12 protein-coding genes are annotated in these 17,909 nt (G+C 45.2%); 4 read left to right on the top strand and 8 right to left on the bottom strand.

Translation table 11 applies throughout. From position 1 onward, the window contains the following. Positions 1-101 precede the first annotated feature (101 nt). Positions 102-1,046, top strand: a complete 945-nt coding sequence (locus WA407_RS05090) for a serine hydrolase domain-containing protein (RefSeq protein WP_336076902.1) — start codon at positions 102-104, stop codon at positions 1,044-1,046. A 152-nt stretch (positions 1,047-1,198) separates the two neighbouring features. Here WA407_RS05090 and yicI read toward each other — a convergent pair whose 3' ends face one another. Further along, positions 1,199-3,523: an alpha-xylosidase gene (yicI, locus tag WA407_RS05095; protein WP_336076903.1), complete on the bottom strand. Its 2,325-nt coding sequence runs from the start codon at positions 3,521-3,523 to the stop codon at positions 1,199-1,201. Between the two features lie 180 nt (positions 3,524-3,703). Between yicI and WA407_RS05100 the strand changes: the two genes are divergently transcribed. Continuing rightward, positions 3,704-4,624 (top strand): AraC family transcriptional regulator, encoded by a 921-nt coding sequence (locus tag WA407_RS05100; RefSeq protein WP_336076905.1) that lies wholly within the window; start codon positions 3,704-3,706, stop codon positions 4,622-4,624. Between the two features lie 16 nt (positions 4,625-4,640). Here the strand turns inward: WA407_RS05100 and brnQ are convergent, their stop codons facing one another. Next, entirely contained in the window at positions 4,641-5,999 is a 1,359-nt protein-coding gene (gene brnQ, locus WA407_RS05105; protein WP_336076906.1) for a branched-chain amino acid transport system II carrier protein, read from the bottom strand. Positions 6,000-6,485: 486 nt separating this feature from the next. Here brnQ and WA407_RS05110 point away from each other — a divergent pair, with 486 nt between their 5' ends. After that, positions 6,486-7,760 (top strand): oligosaccharide MFS transporter, encoded by a 1,275-nt coding sequence (locus WA407_RS05110; protein WP_165175755.1) that lies wholly within the window; start codon positions 6,486-6,488, stop codon positions 7,758-7,760. Between the two features lie 94 nt (positions 7,761-7,854). Here WA407_RS05110 and WA407_RS05115 read toward each other — a convergent pair whose 3' ends face one another. Beyond that, positions 7,855-9,558: a methyl-accepting chemotaxis protein gene (locus WA407_RS05115; protein WP_254327887.1), complete on the bottom strand. Its 1,704-nt coding sequence runs from the start codon at positions 9,556-9,558 to the stop codon at positions 7,855-7,857. A 33-nt stretch (positions 9,559-9,591) separates the two neighbouring features. Further along, a complete protein-coding gene (locus WA407_RS05120) occupies positions 9,592-10,863 on the bottom strand; it encodes an ABC transporter substrate-binding protein (protein WP_336076907.1) in 1,272 nt (423 codons plus the stop codon). A gap of 244 nt (positions 10,864-11,107) precedes the next feature. Between WA407_RS05120 and WA407_RS05125 the strand changes: the two genes are divergently transcribed. Further along, positions 11,108-11,956 (top strand): copper amine oxidase N-terminal domain-containing protein, encoded by an 849-nt coding sequence (locus WA407_RS05125; protein WP_336076908.1) that lies wholly within the window; start codon positions 11,108-11,110, stop codon positions 11,954-11,956. 138 nt (positions 11,957-12,094) lie between these two features. Here the strand turns inward: WA407_RS05125 and WA407_RS05130 are convergent, their stop codons facing one another. The 4 genes from WA407_RS05130 to helD form a co-directional block, all read right to left on the bottom strand. Continuing rightward, complete coding sequence (locus WA407_RS05130; protein ID WP_336076909.1) at positions 12,095-12,436, bottom strand: darcynin family protein; 342 nt, start codon at positions 12,434-12,436, stop codon at positions 12,095-12,097. An 83-nt stretch (positions 12,437-12,519) separates the two neighbouring features. Beyond that, positions 12,520-13,101 carry a Crp/Fnr family transcriptional regulator gene (locus WA407_RS05135; protein WP_336076910.1) on the bottom strand — a complete coding sequence of 194 codons (582 nt, stop codon included), beginning with the start codon at positions 13,099-13,101 and terminating at the stop codon, positions 12,520-12,522. A gap of 125 nt (positions 13,102-13,226) precedes the next feature. Next, positions 13,227-15,068, bottom strand: coding sequence for an adenine deaminase (locus WA407_RS05140; RefSeq protein ID WP_336076911.1), 1,842 nt, complete (start codon positions 15,066-15,068; stop codon positions 13,227-13,229). Positions 15,069-15,221: 153 nt separating this feature from the next. Beyond that, entirely contained in the window at positions 15,222-17,600 is a 2,379-nt protein-coding gene (gene helD / locus WA407_RS05145) for an RNA polymerase recycling motor HelD (RefSeq protein WP_336076912.1), read from the bottom strand. Positions 17,601-17,909 lie beyond the last annotated feature (309 nt).

The following is a 17,909-nucleotide window of genomic DNA, read 5'->3' on the forward strand; positions in this document are numbered from 1 at the left end:
ATTAGGTAAATGAACTGTTTTCAGTTTGTACCCTTCGAATTTCAGACTATTTAAATGATATACTATGTATTGGTATGCCATAAGCCTCAAGGAGGATCTGCATGAAAAGTCTGGAACTCAATCCACTTATTCACGTGCTTAACGAGTTGGAAACCCGCAGCTGCCTTATTGAGCAGCAGGGTAACATGATCATGAATTATTATCGTGAACCTCAAATTGCTAACGAACTCTATAAAATAAATTCCTGTACTAAAAGCGTGATTTCTGCATTAGTTAGTATCGCTATGGACCAGCAACGGGGACCGAAACCGGAGACGCCGATCCTCGAATTCTTTCCCCAGTTGGCCACAGATAGTGATTCTCGAAAGCGTGATATGACGATTGAACATCTGCTGACGATGTCTGCAGGCTTTAACTGGACGGAATTTGGCGGGCAAAATTCTTTTCCTACCATGAGCAAAACGTCAGACTGGGTGCAATTTGTGCTTTCACAGCCATTATCGGATGTGCCAGGGACGCGAATGGAATACAGTTCTGGCTGTTCTCAACTTTTGGCCACCATACTACGTAATGTTTCTGGACAAACAGTTGCTGAATTTGCCGAGCAGCAATTATTCCAACCGCTCGGTATCGAAAGCTACCGTTGGGAGACCGATCCTCAGGGCACGCATACGGGTGGATTCGGACTGCATCTCAGGCCGATGGACATGCTCAAATTCGGGCGGCTTTATCTGAACGAAGGAGGCTGGGAAGGACTGCAGATCATCCAAACAGAGACAGTTCGATATTCAACCCGTCCGTTTCTTCCTGCTGCCAAACCACAAAAGGCATTTTACGGCTGGCACTGGTGGACTTCTTCCTTTTCAGATGAAACAGAGACAGGAACTGAAAGGGACTATTTTTACGCTCTCGGCTTCGGTGGGCAATACATTGTTGTCGTCCCGTCGTATGACATGGTTGTTGTCGTTACCGCTGATAAATTCAAAAAGAAACGGGCTTCTGTGGATATTTTCCGGCAGTATATTGTACCGCTGCTACTCCAGTAGAATGGATAAGGAATAGATACCGAGCTAAAAGTTGCAACTGGCTCTAGCAAAAATCTGCATCAAAAAGGGCCTGCCTGTTGGATCAGGCAAGCCCTTTTTTTGCATATAATCGCTACATTATGACATACTTCATCCACTTTCTAGAGCCTTATCTAGCCCAAGTGAATCGTAAGCTCTTGCTGTCCGCTGGAAGCTGGTGTAATGATTACACCCTGTTCTCCCGACTGGCTGCTGCCTTCCTCCACTTGAACAGCCTCGTGGATACCGCGCAGAACTATCGACCATGGTTTAACAGCACCTTCTGCCTTCACCGTAATAACAGAATCCTTGCGGCTGGCAGTAACCGTTAGCTCTTCTTCACCTGACGTATTCACGATAACCGTTCGAGCTTGTTGCCCCTCTGCAAGCTCAAACAAATGAAGTGCCACTTGATCTGCATAATCATAATCCGGACGACTGTCCTCATGACCAATTGTTAACAGTGTGTTCGGCTTCACGAGCACAGGCAAGGTTGCAAAATCATGATGCTCGTTAACCCAACGACCACCTGACACTCTCTCATTCGTAAGTAAATTCGTCCACTGACCCTCTGGTACATAATACTGTACACTGCCTTCTTTATTAAAGATCGGAGCTACCAAAATGGAATCTCCTAGCATGTATTGTCGATCGAGCGTTGCACAGGTTGGGTCCTGCGGGAATTCCAACACCATAGCCCGCATCATCGGCAGTCCCTTCACCGAGGATTCCACAGCAGAAGCATACAGGTGTGGCATCAGCGAGCATTTGAGTTTGGTAAAGCTGCGTACCACGTCGACTGACTCTTCGTCAAACAGCCAAGGAACACGGTACGACACGTTTCCGTGTAGTCGGCTATGGGAGGATAAAAGTCCAAACTGCACCCACCGTTTGTATAAGTCCGGCGCAGCCGTTAGTTCAAAGCCGCTAATATCATGGCTCCAAAAGCCAAACCCACTCAAGCCAAGTGATAATCCGCCCCGCAATGATTCTGCCATCGACTCATACGTCGACGAGCAGTCTCCGCCCCAGTGAACTGGGAACTGTTGCCCCCCGGCCGTAGCAGAACGTGCAAATAACGCTGCTTCATTTTTACCCAGCTTTTCCTCCAGCACTTCAAACACTGCCTTGTTATACAAATGCGTATAATAATTATGCATTTTCATTGGGTCAGAGCCATCATGATAAACTACATGTGTTGGAATACGCTCACCAAAGTCGGTTTTGAAACAGTCCACGCCCTGATCGATCAGCACCTTCAGCTTATCCTGGTACCATGCGACAGCAGCCGGATTCGTGAAGTCAACCAGCCCCATCCCTGCCTGCCACAGGTCCCATTGCCAAACGCTGCCATCAGCTGTTTTGACCAAGTAGCCATTCTCCATGCCTTCATCGAACAAAATGGACTTTTCTGCAATATACGGGTTGATCCATGCGCAGATTTTGAGGCCCTTAGCCTTCAATCTCCGTAGCATGCCTTCTGGATCTGGGAACATATCTTGATCCCACTGGAAATCACACCATTGGTATTCCTTCATCCAGAAGCAGTCAAAATGGAATACCGAGAGTGGTAGATCCCGCTCAGCCATCCCGTCCACAAAATGGTTCACGGTCGCTTCATCATAATCTGTTGTGAACGAAGTGGTCAGCCACAAACCAAAGGTCCAGGCTGGTGGTAATGCAGGCTTACCCGTCAGTTTGGTGTAATTGTCCAGTACCTCTTTAGGGTTAGCTCCACCAATAATAAAATACTCTAACGATTCGCCGGAGACGCTAAACTGAACCTTTGATACATTTTCCGATGCAATCTCATAGGATACCTTTTCCGGATGGTTGACGAACACACCATACCCTTTATTCGAAAGATAAAATGGAATGTTTTTATAGGCCTGCTCACTGCTAGTCCCGCCATCTTCATTCCAGATATCGACCACTTGGCCATTTTTTACGAACGGGGTGAAACGCTCTCCGAGTCCGTATACGTACTCACCGATGCCCAGCTCCAGCTGTTCTCGGAAAAAAGGCTGATCCTGCGGGTCTGTAATATAGCCTGGTCCCCGATGTCCGCTGCCTGTGACTTTACGATCCTCGACATAAAAGCCTACATCCCAGCTCTTCCCACGACCGACTCGCACACTCAGATCGCCGCTTTTCAGTACCGCTGCGTCCTCATCCACTGTAATATCTACCTCTGTTGGCAAGGTGTGAATTTCAAAATTCGGCCCCTGATGCACCCGTCCCTTATGGTGGTTCAGACGCACCTGAATGACATTCGGCATAGGCGAGCTGTAGGTCGCTTTCAGCAACGCTCCGTTCAGTGTATCTCCTTTGTGCTCGATCCGGTGGGTCGCTGCATATACCGTCATGGAAGCATCGTCCGTCACAATATCACGGATATCAGCAGGATTTTGTATTTCATAGCCCTTGCGAACCATCCAATAGCCATCAGTAAATTTCATCTGTTACTTCCTCCGCTTCAATCTTTATTTCTTGATCCCAAATCGCTTGTTGGATTTTTTCGAAATCCTTACTATAATAATATTGATTTATGTAAGGGTTTACTTCGTTTATTTTGACGTATTGTATCAATATTTTGATGTTTTCTATATAAATCAGTTTGCAGAAGAGGAGTCGTTGAAATGCAAAGGGAAATGTTGCGGGAAAACCGCATTCACGGCAATCCCATGTACCCAGTCAGCGTATATCCGAGCGTAGAGCAGTTGAACGGAAATAGTATACTGGAGTCTCATTGGCATGAAGAGATGGAGTTTATCGTAGTGGAGCAGGGAAGCGCCATTTTTCAGACGGATATGGTCTATACGGAGGTGAACCAAGGTGAAGCTCTTTTTGTCAACAGCGGCGAGCTTCACGCCGGTTATTTACAAAAAAGCCCTCGCTGCATATTTTCTGCGGTGGTGTTTCATCCAGACATGCTGCACAGCCGCACGCAGGATACGGTACAGACGCAGTTTATTGACCCATTTATCAGTAAAAAGCTTGTCCCTCCCCCTCACATTCGAGGCGTGCAGCCCTGGGAGCAAGAGGTGCTGGTTGCGTTGCGACACATTATCACCAGCCATGAGCAGAATGCGTCTGCCCGTGAATTGGCGACCAAGGCGCAGCTCTATAGCATAATTGCCTGCCTGTTTCCACACATGACCCCTGCTAACGGAGAGGATGTGATTATGGCGGGTCAACGCAACAAAGTTGAACGGATCAAAAAAGCGCTGGCGTATATCAACAGTCATGCTCATGAACCTATACGTTTACGGGAGATCGCAGATGAGATTGGAATGAGTGAGGGGCATTTTTGCCGTTTTTTTAAGCAGATGGTTCAGAAAAGCCCGGTAGAATATATCAACTATCATCGGATTCAGAAGGCTTGCAGGTTGCTGGAGCAAAGTGACCGCAAAGTGGTTGATATTGCGCTGGATGTTGGTTTTGACAATTTAAGCTATTTTATTGCGACCTTTAAAAAATGGAACGGCCTGACCCCTTCGCAGTACCGTAAGCAGCACGAAGCAGATCAGGCGCTTGCTGTCCCTTATATAACAGACTAATATGCCATAGGGTAAATCATTTATTCTTTTTGGGCCTCAAAAGTACTAAAATTATTTTTCTTCCTCTTAATTTAGTAAATATGTAGCCAGCTACACCTCCTAAAACAGAGGGAATTAACCACCCTAACCCTACATTATATAATGGAAGAAGATGAGTGAAAAAGTCATTAATTACATTAATTTTTATTCCAGCAGCATTCAAGCCATCAAATAAACTAACGATAAAGGTTAATATCAAACTGCCTTGATATACTTCTGGCTTTCCTTTAAATACGGGATGTAAAAAAGTTAAAAATATAAGAGAAATAGCAATAGGATATATTGCCATTAATACTGGCGTTGAAACCTTAATAAGCTGTGTTAAACCTATGTTGGCTACAAGAGCACTAAATATAGATAACATGAGAGCAACTCTTTTATAAGAGATTTTTGGAAATAATCCATGAAAAAAGGAAGAACAGGAAGTGATAAGCCCCACACTTGTCGTTAAACACGCTACTGTAATCATTAAGCCTAATAGAATAGAACCATAAGATCCAAAATAATAGGAGGAAACCTTAGCTAACACCTCAGCGCCATTTCCCAAAACACCCAATTTTTCAACGCTAGAAGCTCCCATGTATGAAAGAGACGTATAGATAAAAGCTAAGAGTATAACCGCAATTGCTATCGCTTTGGCACAAATGATCATCAACTCTTTTTTTGTAGTGACTCCTCTATCCTTAATTGCATTCACAATGATAATTCCAAAAATAAAGGCTACAAGAGCGTCCAATGTTAAATAACCCTCTTGAAAGCCTTTGAAAAAGACATTCGATGTATAACCTTCCGCAGGTTCTTGGAATTTTCCTATTGGGTGAATAATAGCTACAATCACAAGTAATCCAATGAATGTCAATTTAATGGGTGTTAGGAACTTTCCGATAACATCAATAATTTTTGTAGGATTAAGCGATAACAAGCATGCAACTCCAAAAAAAAGAATAGTAAATACAACAAGTGCGACAGGATGATCTGCATTGTTAGAAAAAAAAGGCTTTACTCCAATTTCAAATGACACACTACCGGTTCTAGGAATTGCATATAAAGGCCCGATGGCCAGATAAAGAATTGTTGTAAAGACAAGGCCGAATACAGGATGTACACGACTCGCTAAAGTTTGCAAATTGCTTTTGCCCGAAAAAACAAAGGCTGTGACGGCTAGTAATGGTAAGCCAACTCCGGTAACCAAGAAACCCGCATTGGCTACCCATACATTCTTTCCAGCCATTTGCCCAAGCATAGGTGGAAAGATTAGATTCCCTGCACCAAAAAATAAGGCAAATAGCATTGAGCCTATAATGATAATAAAGGACGAAGAAACACTTTTCGACATAATAAATCCTCCAACTACGAACTCACAACATTTTGTTTTATTCGTTTTCTTTTTAATTTATAAAATATATGTTAATAGAGCCTAGTGATAACCCGTGCCTTTAGGATGAGCGGGTTTCGTCTTAACTCATCGTTACACAATACTCTATATACGATCAGTATTTCAAGTAACTTTGTACTTGCAGAATGAAATTAGTGAGCTTAATGAACTATAAGAGAATTTTACACTTAGGACTTATTTCTTACAAGATGTAGATATAGTACTATTCTTCTTCAACATATTTAAAATAGTTTGAGCTCCCATTTAATCCATATCAGGATCTGCTGTTTTATGCGAATTCTCAACTGATTGAAATAAGCACAGGAAATCTTGGGAAAATGCCCTATGGAAGCGAGTGAATAATCCTTACAATTAATAGTACAGACAATACATATTGACGTTGGCAACACATTGAGCGGCTACAATTTGAAGGGGTGCTTAAACATGATGATGAATTTGGCAAAACGCAACTATTGGTCTCTGAGTATTTTTAACTTCGCTTATCTGTTTACATGGTCTGCCGCCATGTCTTTTTTTGTCATTTGGCTGGGACAAAGCCTGGGAATTTCAGAAACCTACACGGGATTTCTATATGCGGCTAACTCAATCGTGGCCTTGATTATGCAACCCCTGTTCGGTTACTTATCCGACAAGCTGGGTCTGAGAAAACATCTGCTGTACATACTCTTTACAATTCTTTTGCTCGTCGGACCCTTTTTTATCTATGTGTACGGTCCATTACTTCAAACGCAGTTCGTCATTGGTGCCATTGTTGGTGCGCTATTTATCGGCCTGGTATTTAATGCAGGTAACGGGGTCGTCGATTCGTATATGGACAAAGTTTCGCGTAAATATGGCTTTGAATACGGGCGGGTTCGTATGTGGGGTTCACTTGGGTGGGCGGCGGCTACTTTTGTTGCAGGACGGGTCATCAATATCAATGTAAATCTGACCTTCTGGATTGCCTCGGTATCTGCCGTTGTTGCCATGATCTGCATCTTCCTGACCAAAGTCGAAATGTCCGGACAGGAGCAGCAGAAAACAGAGTCGTTGAAGCTAATCGATGTGCTGCATCTCGTACGTACCAAAAAGTTCTGGTTTCTTATGCTATTCATGGTTGGCGTGACCCAAATCTATGAGGTATATGACCAACAGTTTGCCACATACTTCGTATCACAGTTCAGTTCCAAAGCGGAAGGAAATCAATTCCTCGGCGATTTGAGCGCTGTGCAGGTTTTCCTAGAATTTGTGTTCCTTTTCGTTACCCCTTGGTTTGTGAACAAAACGACCGCCAAATGGGCATTAATTATTGCCGGGTCGATCATGTCTTTGCGTATTATCGGCTCTTCGTTGCCATTCGGTTCCATATGGGTAGCTGCAATGAAGATGATTCACTCCCTGGAGAAACCGCTTATTCTGGTTGCCATCTTCAAATACATTACCGTTAACTTTGACCAGCGCTTGTCCTCCACCATGTACCTGCTGTATTTATTTATGGGCTCCCTGGTGGTTTCCATTTTCTCGCCCATTGTGGGACATATGTATGAAGTATTGAATTTCCCGATAACTTATGTAATTCTAGGTTCCATTGCAGGCCTGTTCACCATCATATCCTGCTTTACACTGACAGCAGACAAGAAGAATGGGGAGCGGTATCTGGAGGAACGTCGTAAACAGGATCTGAAAAGAGCAGCCAAAAAAGCTGAAGCCGTTCATTCGTAATCTAATGGTTTGAGCTTAACAAAACAGCGGCAGTCTAAGACTTTTTTTCTCGTCCAACGCTGCCGCTCTTAACTCCACTTGATTTGAAGCTTATTTAAATCTTGAATACCGACACCGTTTGATTCATCTCTTCCGCTCTCTTGGCAAGCATGTTAGCACCTGCAGACACTTCCTGCATGGATGCGGTAGTTTCCTCGACTACGCTTGCGACTGTTTGAGTAGAATCTGCAGCACGTTCGGAGATTTCAGCAATTTTCTTCATCGATTCAACCATAGAAACGGTTCCTTCATTTACGGATCTTGCTTCTAAAGCCGCCGTGTCCACCTCACTACCCACTTCTTCAACGGCACCCACAATCTCAGAAAAAACGTTACCTACACCTTCGACAAGCATCATGCCTTCATTCAGAGATTGAACACCTTCATTCATTGAAACCACAACTTCATCTGTTCTTAAGGTGATTTCGTTGACCAGCGAAGAAATTTTGCCCGTTGCTTCACTTGCTTGTGCCGATAAATTGCGTACTTCATAAGCGACAACCGCAAATCCTTTTCCCTGCTCTCCCGCTCTTGCAGCTTCTATACTCGCATTTAGTGAAAGCAAGTTGGTTCGGGCTGCTATATCACTGATCATAGCTGTGATCTGTTTAATCTCCGCCGACTTTTCGCCTAGAATATTTACCACTTCAGCGGATTGAGTTACCTTGGTATGCACATCTCTTATTTGGAAGACAGTCGAAGACATTTGGGTTTTCCCGTTGTTTGCTTTTTCTTGTGCTTGGGTTGTGAGATTAGCCACATGAACAAAGCGATTGGTTATGTTGTCTACACTTTTAGAAACGTCTACCGTGTAATTCAGCGTTTCAGCTATATCTGCAAGCTGTGTCTGAGATCCCTCTGCGACTTGTGTGGCACTTATAGCTATCTGCTCGGTAGCGATGCTTGTCTGTTCCGCACTGGCCGTTAACTGTTCAGCCGTAGAGGCAACCAGTAAGGAATTATCCACAACTTCCTTTAAAAGGTTGCGCAGTGAATCGCACATTTCATTAAAATCGGATGCCAGTTCCCCGACCTCATCTTTTGACCGGACTCTAAGGGGCTCCACTTGCAGGTCCCCCCTCGTTACCAGCTTTATCTGTTCCGCAATCTTTAATATGGGCTTAGTGAACGATTGAGCCAGTAAAAAAGAACCGATAATTCCTAGGATCGTACATATGATAGTCAGAGAAATCATCAAAATTCTACCTGAATGGTAAGATTGACTCGATTGATTAGCGGCATCAGTAGCGTACTGCTCATTAAGTAACTTCAGTTTATTTACATTGTCTAATGCTGCCTTATAAATAGAAGAATTTCCATGAATGATCATGTAGGCCATCACTTTGTCGTTTTCTTCCATAGCAGCGGAAACCACCTTTAGATGGCGAAGATACATTGCCCACTGACCATAAAAATTGGTGAACAGTTCTTTTTCCTCTACTGTCGAGGCTAAACTTTGATATTCATTTACACTCTTATCCATTGAAGCTGTAGCTTTGGTTAATTCTTCTTGATAAGTGCTGCGAACAGCCGCATCCTCTTCAAGTATCAATCGAACGGTGAGTCTATCAATTTCTGTAATCTGCTTATCCATACCTTGAAGAAGAATAACCGCGGGTAAAGACCTGTTATTTACCTTATCAGAAGCCTCACCCATTTCCGACATCTTAATGACGCCTATAACACTTGAAAGGGACAGTACGATAACCAGTATGAGCGCTGCACTAATTATTTTTTTCTTTAACGTTAATTTAAACATCTTTATCTTCCTCCCGTAACTGGTCTCGTATCATCACTGCTGAGCTTTCCAGTATATGCGTATTTGGCGCAACAGCTCAGCCTTATCTATCTTTCCACTGAGGTAGCTTTGGATAGATGCTCCTGTGATGGCCGCATGATCAGGTGGAAGGGTTGCCATAAACGGCAGTGTCTTTCCGGTCGAGATATACGACTTGATCGATCGTCCCAAAGGATCGGCAGGCTCTAAATCAATATTTTTGAACGCAGGTACCGTATTAGCCTTGTTTACCAGAAAATCTTGTCCGGACTTGTCGTATACCAGCCAGTTCAGAAACTTCTTTGCTTCCTCTTGCTCCTGAGGTGTGGTAGCTGTGGAGTCAATGAAAATATACTTTGTTACACCGACTGTAATTTTAGCATTGTTAGGGTCATCCGTATTATCGCTTAACGGAAGAGGCAAAAAACCGTATTCCTCATTTGCTGTATCATTGCTCTTTATCCCAGCCCAAGCCCAGTTTCCCATAAACCAAAGCCCCACTTTTCCCTCTCCTAATGCTTTGGCTCCATCGTCATACGTGCTGTCCAAAGGCGAATTCTTATTGATGCTGTTATCCTTGAGCAAGTCTAAAGTTTGTACCCATCCAGACATTACATTATTTTGGGACATGTCTATGTTATCCTGCATACCCTTAACAAACTCCGGAAACCCCCCAGGTTGAACAGAATAAGACAGAGCTAAAAGATGAGAGCCGAGAGACCAGTCCATTGGTGAAAGCATGACCGGTGCTACTCCCGTCTTCTGAATCTTAGCCATTAATGAGTTCAGGTTGCTTCTACTTTTCACCGAAGAAGGATCAAAAGAACCCCCTGTTGCCTTGTCCAATACTTTCTTGTTATAGATTAATCCGTAGCCTTCCACTGCAAATGGGAATCCCAGCACAGCATCGTTTTTCTTAACTGCATCAAGTCCATTTTCTATCGTATCGGCTACCCACTTCTCTTTACTTAAATCAACGGCTTTATCCAGGAATGTCTGCGTGTCGCCCGGGTCAAGCATCGACATCGTTGCTGGACTTCCTGAGCCGTACATCGACATCAGCTTTTGATATGCAGACGACCCCTCAGGAGCGGTTATAATCTCTAAAGATACTTCAGGGTGCTCTTGATTGTATTGTTTTGCTACTTCTTCTAATTGGGTTTTGATTTCTGATTTGGAATTCAAAAGTGTAATCTTGGTCGTCTGCTGTGATACTGGTGAAGCTGAACAACCTATAAACATCATTAAACATACTAGAGAAATCGCAACTTTTAGCTGTTTTCTCATTAACTTTCCCCCTAAGGATTTACTTTGATAAATTTTATGAATAATATTCAATGTTATCGACATAATTCTCCAGGAAGATTAGTAATTTTTAGTTGGTAAATATCGGAAGGTAATTAAATAGTACAAACTGGTTGTTACGTTAAGTTAACGGACAGGACAGCGCAACGTTTTTTTATCCAGTTGCGTCTTCATATGGGGGAAAGTTACTGCGCAACAAATTTAACCGAAAAAGGAGTAATCATTTATGAAAAAAGCATTCTTTGCGGCTTTTCTTGCAATTTTTTTATTTATTTCATCGTCCACTACTTATGCAGCACAAAATCAGATCAAAGTTGACGGTGTGACTATTACATCCGATGTGAAGCCCGAAATGAAGAATAAACGCGCCATGGTACCTCTACGTGTTATGAGCGAAAGTTTGGGGGCTAGTGTCGAATGGTCCGATTCCGAGGTTATTCTCGCTAAAAGCGAGATGAAAGTAAAATTAGCAGTAAACAGAAGCATAGCGGAGAAAAATGGTAAAAAGATGCTGCTTGATGTAAAACCATATACGAAAAATAATCGCATATATGTTCCACTTCGTTTTATTGCAGAGGCGTTTGGCTGCAATGTTAATTACAGCAACTTTGCAGTGACTGTTGATACTAAACCATTGTTCATAAACGGTGTACAAGTAAAAGCACTTCAACAGGAATACCATATGTTTATGGGCGGGGTAGTTCAGCAAGTTCATGGCAATGCATATAATGAAACCATTTATAATATTTTCGCAAAAAACATAGGTGAAAAGGTCGAAGCACCTGCAAACTACTCTTGGAGCTTCACTATTGACACACCTGGATCTTATTATAAAAATGCACAATATGATTTTTTAGGCCAAAAAGGGAAAAGCTTAGTTCGTTTTGATATTTATTCTTTAATTAGTCCTGTTCCATCTGAACTTTCAACAGAATATCCAGAGATTTTGATTCATGACGTATCGAAAGATGAGTGGTATTTGTTTAACGATACCGCAAGAAAATCCATTAATCAGTTAATGGATACCGCTGAGAAGAACGGTTTTCTGAAGATTATAAGTAACACAGTTGTATAATGTGATTTTTCTTATTACACTTTTTCGTCTCCAAAAGATAAAAGGCGAATTCCCAGCTGAACATAAACAGCACAGGAATTCGTCTTTTTAATCGTATATAGGATGAACTCTTCATTTTACATAGAAATCGGAATGACGTTATTTTCCCATCTGTAGCATTTCTGACTCATAGGACTGAAAAGCATTTTCCATACCCATCACTACATCTTTAATCTTCATGTATCCTTTGGTATACGGCTCCGAATCGCGAATTTCTTCCCACATATAGTGATATTGCTTCATGTCCTCCGTTTCGCATACGACGAAATCAGTGTAGTCCTTTCCAGGCAGTGCTTCTGCATCAAAAAAACGAATCTGAACATGTTCGCTATATTTTTGAATGGTAGCCTGCAAGGCCCCCGCATGTTTTCGACGTTCCTCCCGAGGTAGAGCCAGCCAGGAAGGGTAGAACTCCAATAATACAATCATCATATAACGCATATGCCTTATCTCCTTTTTTGGTGAAGCTTGAATGATTTATCGTTATTGTACGCTGATTGTCTACAACGTCGCATTAACATAGGTTAATGCGGATCACTACGCAGCAAACGACTAAGTGATACGGGGGAGACGCCTATGTACGAAGCTATATGATATTGGGCAACTCGTTTGTCCAATCCGGGGTATTTGAGAAGAAAAGCATGATAACGCTCCTTAGCGGAAAGATACAATAATTCGCGCTCCCGTTCCTCTTTTCGAATATAAAGTCTTTCTACACTTTTACGGACGAATCTTTCCCACATATGGCTTGTATCCATAAGCTCCTTCAACACGTGATATGGAATTTCAATGACAATCGAATCTTCCATGGCCTCAATCGAAAAAGTGGATAGTTTTCCTTGGATCATAGCCCCATAAGAGGTTACGTAATCATCTTCTGGCGAAAAACCAACATTATATTCTCTGCCATCTGCTAATGTATAAAATAAACGAAATAATCCCTCTGAACAAAAATAGGCATGTTTCACAGGCTCACCCGTTTCAATGAGAACCGTTCCCTGCTGAATATGCTTCACACAGGTTTGCTCTACAAACCTGTTCCAATCCTGCTCTATAATCGAGGCATGATGAGCCATTTTTTCTAATGAACGATAATAGGGATGCATCTGCTCACTGCTCCTTGACTTTTATAAAGGAATCGAGGATATTTTTTTGACTTCGTGTATGAAAAACAGGGGTTATCCCTCAGGTCTGGGCAGACCTGTAGGACAACCCCCAGCGACGTGTTCTATCAGACTTCCGCAGCATCCTCTTCCACAAAAAGAGATACCTTGCGGATGCCATCCGCTCCGATCACGACAAGCCCCTGATCCGACAGACGAATTTCAGGGATAACGACCAGTGCGAGCAGTGACAGTGTCATCAGCGCGTTGTTCAGCATGCAGCCGGATTGCTGAAGCGCCCGGCTGATACTTTCGGACTGCGCGGCTACCTCTGCAAACGGAGCTGGGGACATCAGCCCGGCGATAGGCAGCGGGAAGCGCGTCTCACCCGAGGCGGATACGACCACCACGCCGCCACGCAGGGCAACAGCCTGCTTCGCCGCCTGGGTCATGAGCTCGTCATCATTACCAATGACGAGCAGGTTGTGGCTATCATGCGCGACGGTCATGGCAATCGCAGCCGGCTCGGTGAAGCCGACACCTGTCACAAGTGCCACCGTGTGACTGCCACTGGCATGATGGCGCTCGAAAACGGCTATTTTGCACAAATCCTGTGCAGGATCTGCCGTGACTTCTCCATTACGGACCGGAACGGTCATTCGCACTTCCTTCGTGTCCACGTGGTTTTCCGTAACACGAATCACCCGTACAGGTACATTCCCCTCCTGTACTGGAGCCGTAATGCGAAAATCTGCAGCACTCAGCTCTCGTCCCAGATGGACCGTGTCCATCACTTCCGCAGGATAAACGAAGCCGTCCCAATCGGCGACCATTTGACCGTGCTCGGCCACCAGCTGGCCCGCTGCGATGGTAGCCGTCACATTCACTTCGGCCAATCGGCCATCAAGCAAAATAATGTCGGCAATCGCACCCGGAATGATCGATCCGATGTCCCGTGCCACGCCGAAGCGCTCTGCCGTATTCAGCGTGGCCATCTGAAACGCGGTTACGGGCTTGACGCCCTGTGCAATGGCATGACGCACGACGAAGTCCATCTGCCCTTCATGGAGCAAGGATTCTGCGCTGCGGTCATCCGTTACCAGCATCATGCGGCGCGTGTCGAGACCCATTTCCGTGCTGGCTCGGATCGTCTCGGCCACATCATGCCATGCGGAGCCTTGCCGCATCTTGGCATACATGCCGAGCCGGATACGCTCGGCTACATCCTCGGGCGTGACACACTCGTGGTCGCCCGTAATTCCCGCGGCTGCATAGACCGGCAGCCGCCAATCATCGGAGGCCCATGTAAAATGGCCATCCGCCACCTTGCCCGCGCGCAGCGTGGCCTGAATTTCCCCGATCATCACATCGTCTCCATAGACGACACCAGGGAAATTCATGACTTCGCCCAGCCCGATCATATCCGGGCCCCAGCTTAACGCCTCTGCGACTTCCGCCGGGCCGAAGGAGGCACCCGTCGTTTCCAGCTCCGGACCTGTGGACGGGACGCAAGAAGCCACCTGCATGTAAGCAGCCAGCGGTGTCGTACGTGCTTCGTCCAGCATCAGACGAAGCCCTTTTAGACCCAGTACATTGGAAATTTCATGCGGGTCAAAAAAACCACCCGTCACTCCCAGCGGCAGTACAGCCTTAGCGAACTCCGTTACGGTCAGCTGCGTGCTTTCGATGTGACAATGTCCATCCAGTAACCCCGGTGCCATATAGCGGCCTTCCGCTTCAATGATTATGGTGTCTTCTCCAATCGTATGACTGACGTCCCTACCGACGTAAGTGATACGAGAACCTTGCACAGCAATAGACATGCCCGGCAGCAACTCGCCCGATACCACATTGACCAGTGTTCCTCCGCGGATCACCAGCGATGCCTTGCGCTCTCCTCTAGCTGTAGCTACCAACTCGGGTACACAGTCCGCCAGCGACGGGCGTTGAAATACACTCTTCATGTCCATTACGTTTGTAACCTCCGTTTATGCTTCTTACCTGTTTTGCTTATTTGCTTATGTTACTGGAATACGCTCCATAATGCCAGCCAGCTCTACATCTATTCAGGCATCACATGGGTTTCTAAGGCATTTGTCCCCGGCTGATTGCCAATGTCCTCTCTATAGAACACGATCACTTTCTTCCACTTTGAGGGTATACGTATCCGAATCCCGTAAACTCACGAATGGCGTAATCTCCCCTATGCTATAAATATGCAGCAGATGCATCGCTCGCGTACAGGCGGTGTAGAACAGCTTACGCTCACTCTCACGCTGGTATTGTTTCGCTGATCCGTCATAAATCAGAACCGCATCGAATTCCACGCCTTTTGCCAGGTAGGCCGGAATGATATGAATCCCCTTTTCAAAAGCAGGAGTTGTTTTCTTAATTAGTTTTGGCTTCACTGACAGCTGTCCTTCCAGCGCTTCGTAGGCTGCCGCGCTTTCGTCAGCATTTTTACAGATCACTGCGATGGATTCATAGCCTTCTGCCAACAATTCTGTGACATTCCCAACTATCAATTGATGCAACTTTTCAAGCGAACGCACCTCGGTTACAAGAGGCTTCTCACCTTTACGGTTAAACGGTACAATGTGCTCTCCCCCAGCGACCATCCCCCGGGTAAATTCCACAATCTCCTGTGTTGAGCGATAGCTGCGTGTCAGGGAAATCATCTCGGTCTGATCTGCACCATACAAGTCATACAATGGCTCTGCATCCTGAAGCACCGAGGCATGGGCATAGATCGCCTGATTAAAATCACCCAGTGCCGTCATTTTAGCCTGTGGAAATAAACGCTTGAAGAACGCCAGCTGGAATGGGGAATAGTCCTGTGCCTCATCAATAAACACGTGACGGATGTTGCTATTGGAACGAAAGCCCAGCATCAGCTCACGCAAATATAAAAAGGGTGTCACATCCTCATACGCTAACTCCCCAGCCCGAATTCGTTCCAGAGTTTGTCGACTAATTTCACCCCAGCTGACGGGCAGCTCTGCATGATTCGCCAGTTGGCTCAACAATGCCTCATTCATAAACAGCTCGCTGTAGAGCCGGGTCGTATCTACGAAGCGAAGCGCCTTAATCCATTTGCGCAGGGGCTTTAAGCGGCCACTGACCACCATACGCGCCAATATTTCTCTTTCACGCGTAAAATCGTCGAAGGTATCGCCCTTATTCTTGGATTTACGGCGCATGCGGTTATAGGCACGCTGATAATCCTCCGGCTCCATCAGATCCATTTGTTGATCCACCCATGGGGCGGAGCATTCTTCCTTACCAAAGCGGGCCAGCTCTTTGAGCATCCAATCCCGTAGCAGTTCCAATCGATTCGCCAGCCGAACCGTAGAGTCGAATTCATAAAACTTGCGTGCCATTTGCTCTACTGAAACCACCTCACGTCCCTGAAAACGGATGGGTTTAAAACGCATTCCCTCCTGTTCCAAATACGTCTTGTAGCTTGTAATCACATGTAAGAACGTCTTGGACGACTTAAAGCGGATACCCTCCATCCTAGCTTCATACCCAGGCTGTAACGATGCTGAAAGCACATATTCCAGCTGTTCAAATGGATCTTCTAACTGAAACTCCCGGCCCAAACGCCGCTCCAAATATTCCTGAAACGTGGCCTGAAGCATATTTTCCTCACCTAATTCAGGCAATACTGTCGATACATAACTGTTAAACATCGGGTTAGGCGAAAATAGCACGACCTGATCCGCTCGTAAGCGATCCCGGTACTTATACAGCAAATACGCTACTCTCTGAAGCGCAGCAGAGGTTTTGCCGCTTCCTGCCGCCCCCTGAACAATGAGCATCCGGCTTCGATCATCACGGATGATGCGATTCTGCTCCCTTTGGATGGTAGCGACAATACTTTTCATTTGAGCATCCGAGCTGCGGCTCAATACTGCTTGAAGAAGTTCGTCTCCAATCGTCACCCCTGTATCGAACATAAAACGGATCTGTCCATCACGAATCGAGAATTGGCGCTTAAGCGTGAGTTCCCCTTCCATCTCCCCGGCCGGGGTCTTATATGAGGCAGGCCCCGGCATGTTATCGTAATAAAGATTGGAAATAGGCGCGCGCCAGTCGTAGATCAGAAATTCCTCATCTTGATTATCCAGCAGGGAGGCAATCCCCAGATAAACACGTTCCGCAGTCTGTCCTTCCTCAGCAAAATCAATTCGTGCAAAATACGGTGAATCAAGCAACTTTTTCAAACGACCTAACGCCTCTGTGGAATGCTTGTGTCTTCGTTCCCGCTCAGACAAAATCTCAGACTGCTGACGCAAACTGGTGGACGTCTCGCCCACATCGTCCGCCTCACTGAAATTGATCGTTACCTCATCCCAGAAGTCTTTACGCATATCGACGACATCTCCGCGCACAGAACCAACCTCTGTCTCTAGCTTCCGAATACGCCCGCTAATCACTGCGGTCACATCTTCTACTCTTCGTTGTTCTTCATTCCATTGCTGTTCAGTAGTCACTGGCATCGCTCCTGTTCCGTTTCCTCCTGCTCATGCAGGGCTCCCTTGCGTACAAACTATGCTCTATTATGGACCCGGGCATACTCGCGGCATCCCCCTGATCCGGGAAAATTGACTAATCCTTTGAAGCATGCTATAATGTAACAAGAAGTGTAATTAACAACTTATGCATATGGTTTCACCATTAAACAGAGCATCCTCTATTGTAGCAAGTTCAGTCCCTGTTCGCAACCAGCGGGCTTTTTTTGTGTGTTCTGGCAACCATCTATTAACCTGTTCTTACATACTTGAATTCATTACATAAAAAAGCGACCG

It is taken from the genome of Paenibacillus sp. 203, assembly GCF_037027525.1.
GTDB lineage: Bacteria > Bacillota > Bacilli > Paenibacillales > Paenibacillaceae > Paenibacillus > Paenibacillus polymyxa_B.

Bases quoted from the DNA above. Each gene is read 5' to 3' on its own strand.
- WA407_RS05090 (WP_336076902.1), top strand. From the start codon at position 102: ATGAAAAGTCTGGAACTCAATCCACTTATTCACGTGCTTAACGAGTTG.
- yicI (WP_336076903.1), bottom strand. From the start codon at position 3,523: ATGAAATTTACTGATGGCTATTGGATGGTTCGCAAGGGCTATGAAATA.
- WA407_RS05100 (WP_336076905.1), top strand. From the start codon at position 3,704: ATGCAAAGGGAAATGTTGCGGGAAAACCGCATTCACGGCAATCCCATG.
- brnQ (WP_336076906.1), bottom strand. From the start codon at position 5,999: ATGTCGAAAAGTGTTTCTTCGTCCTTTATTATCATTATAGGCTCAATG.
- WA407_RS05110 (WP_165175755.1), top strand. From the start codon at position 6,486: ATGATGAATTTGGCAAAACGCAACTATTGGTCTCTGAGTATTTTTAAC.
- WA407_RS05115 (WP_254327887.1), bottom strand. From the start codon at position 9,558: ATGTTTAAATTAACGTTAAAGAAAAAAATAATTAGTGCAGCGCTCATA.
- WA407_RS05120 (WP_336076907.1), bottom strand. From the start codon at position 10,863: ATGAGAAAACAGCTAAAAGTTGCGATTTCTCTAGTATGTTTAATGATG.
- WA407_RS05125 (WP_336076908.1), top strand. From the start codon at position 11,108: ATGAAAAAAGCATTCTTTGCGGCTTTTCTTGCAATTTTTTTATTTATT.
- WA407_RS05130 (WP_336076909.1), bottom strand. From the start codon at position 12,436: ATGCGTTATATGATGATTGTATTATTGGAGTTCTACCCTTCCTGGCTG.
- WA407_RS05135 (WP_336076910.1), bottom strand. From the start codon at position 13,101: ATGCATCCCTATTATCGTTCATTAGAAAAAATGGCTCATCATGCCTCG.
- WA407_RS05140 (WP_336076911.1), bottom strand. From the start codon at position 15,068: ATGGACATGAAGAGTGTATTTCAACGCCCGTCGCTGGCGGACTGTGTA.
- helD (WP_336076912.1), bottom strand. From the start codon at position 17,600: ATGCCAGTGACTACTGAACAGCAATGGAATGAAGAACAACGAAGAGTA.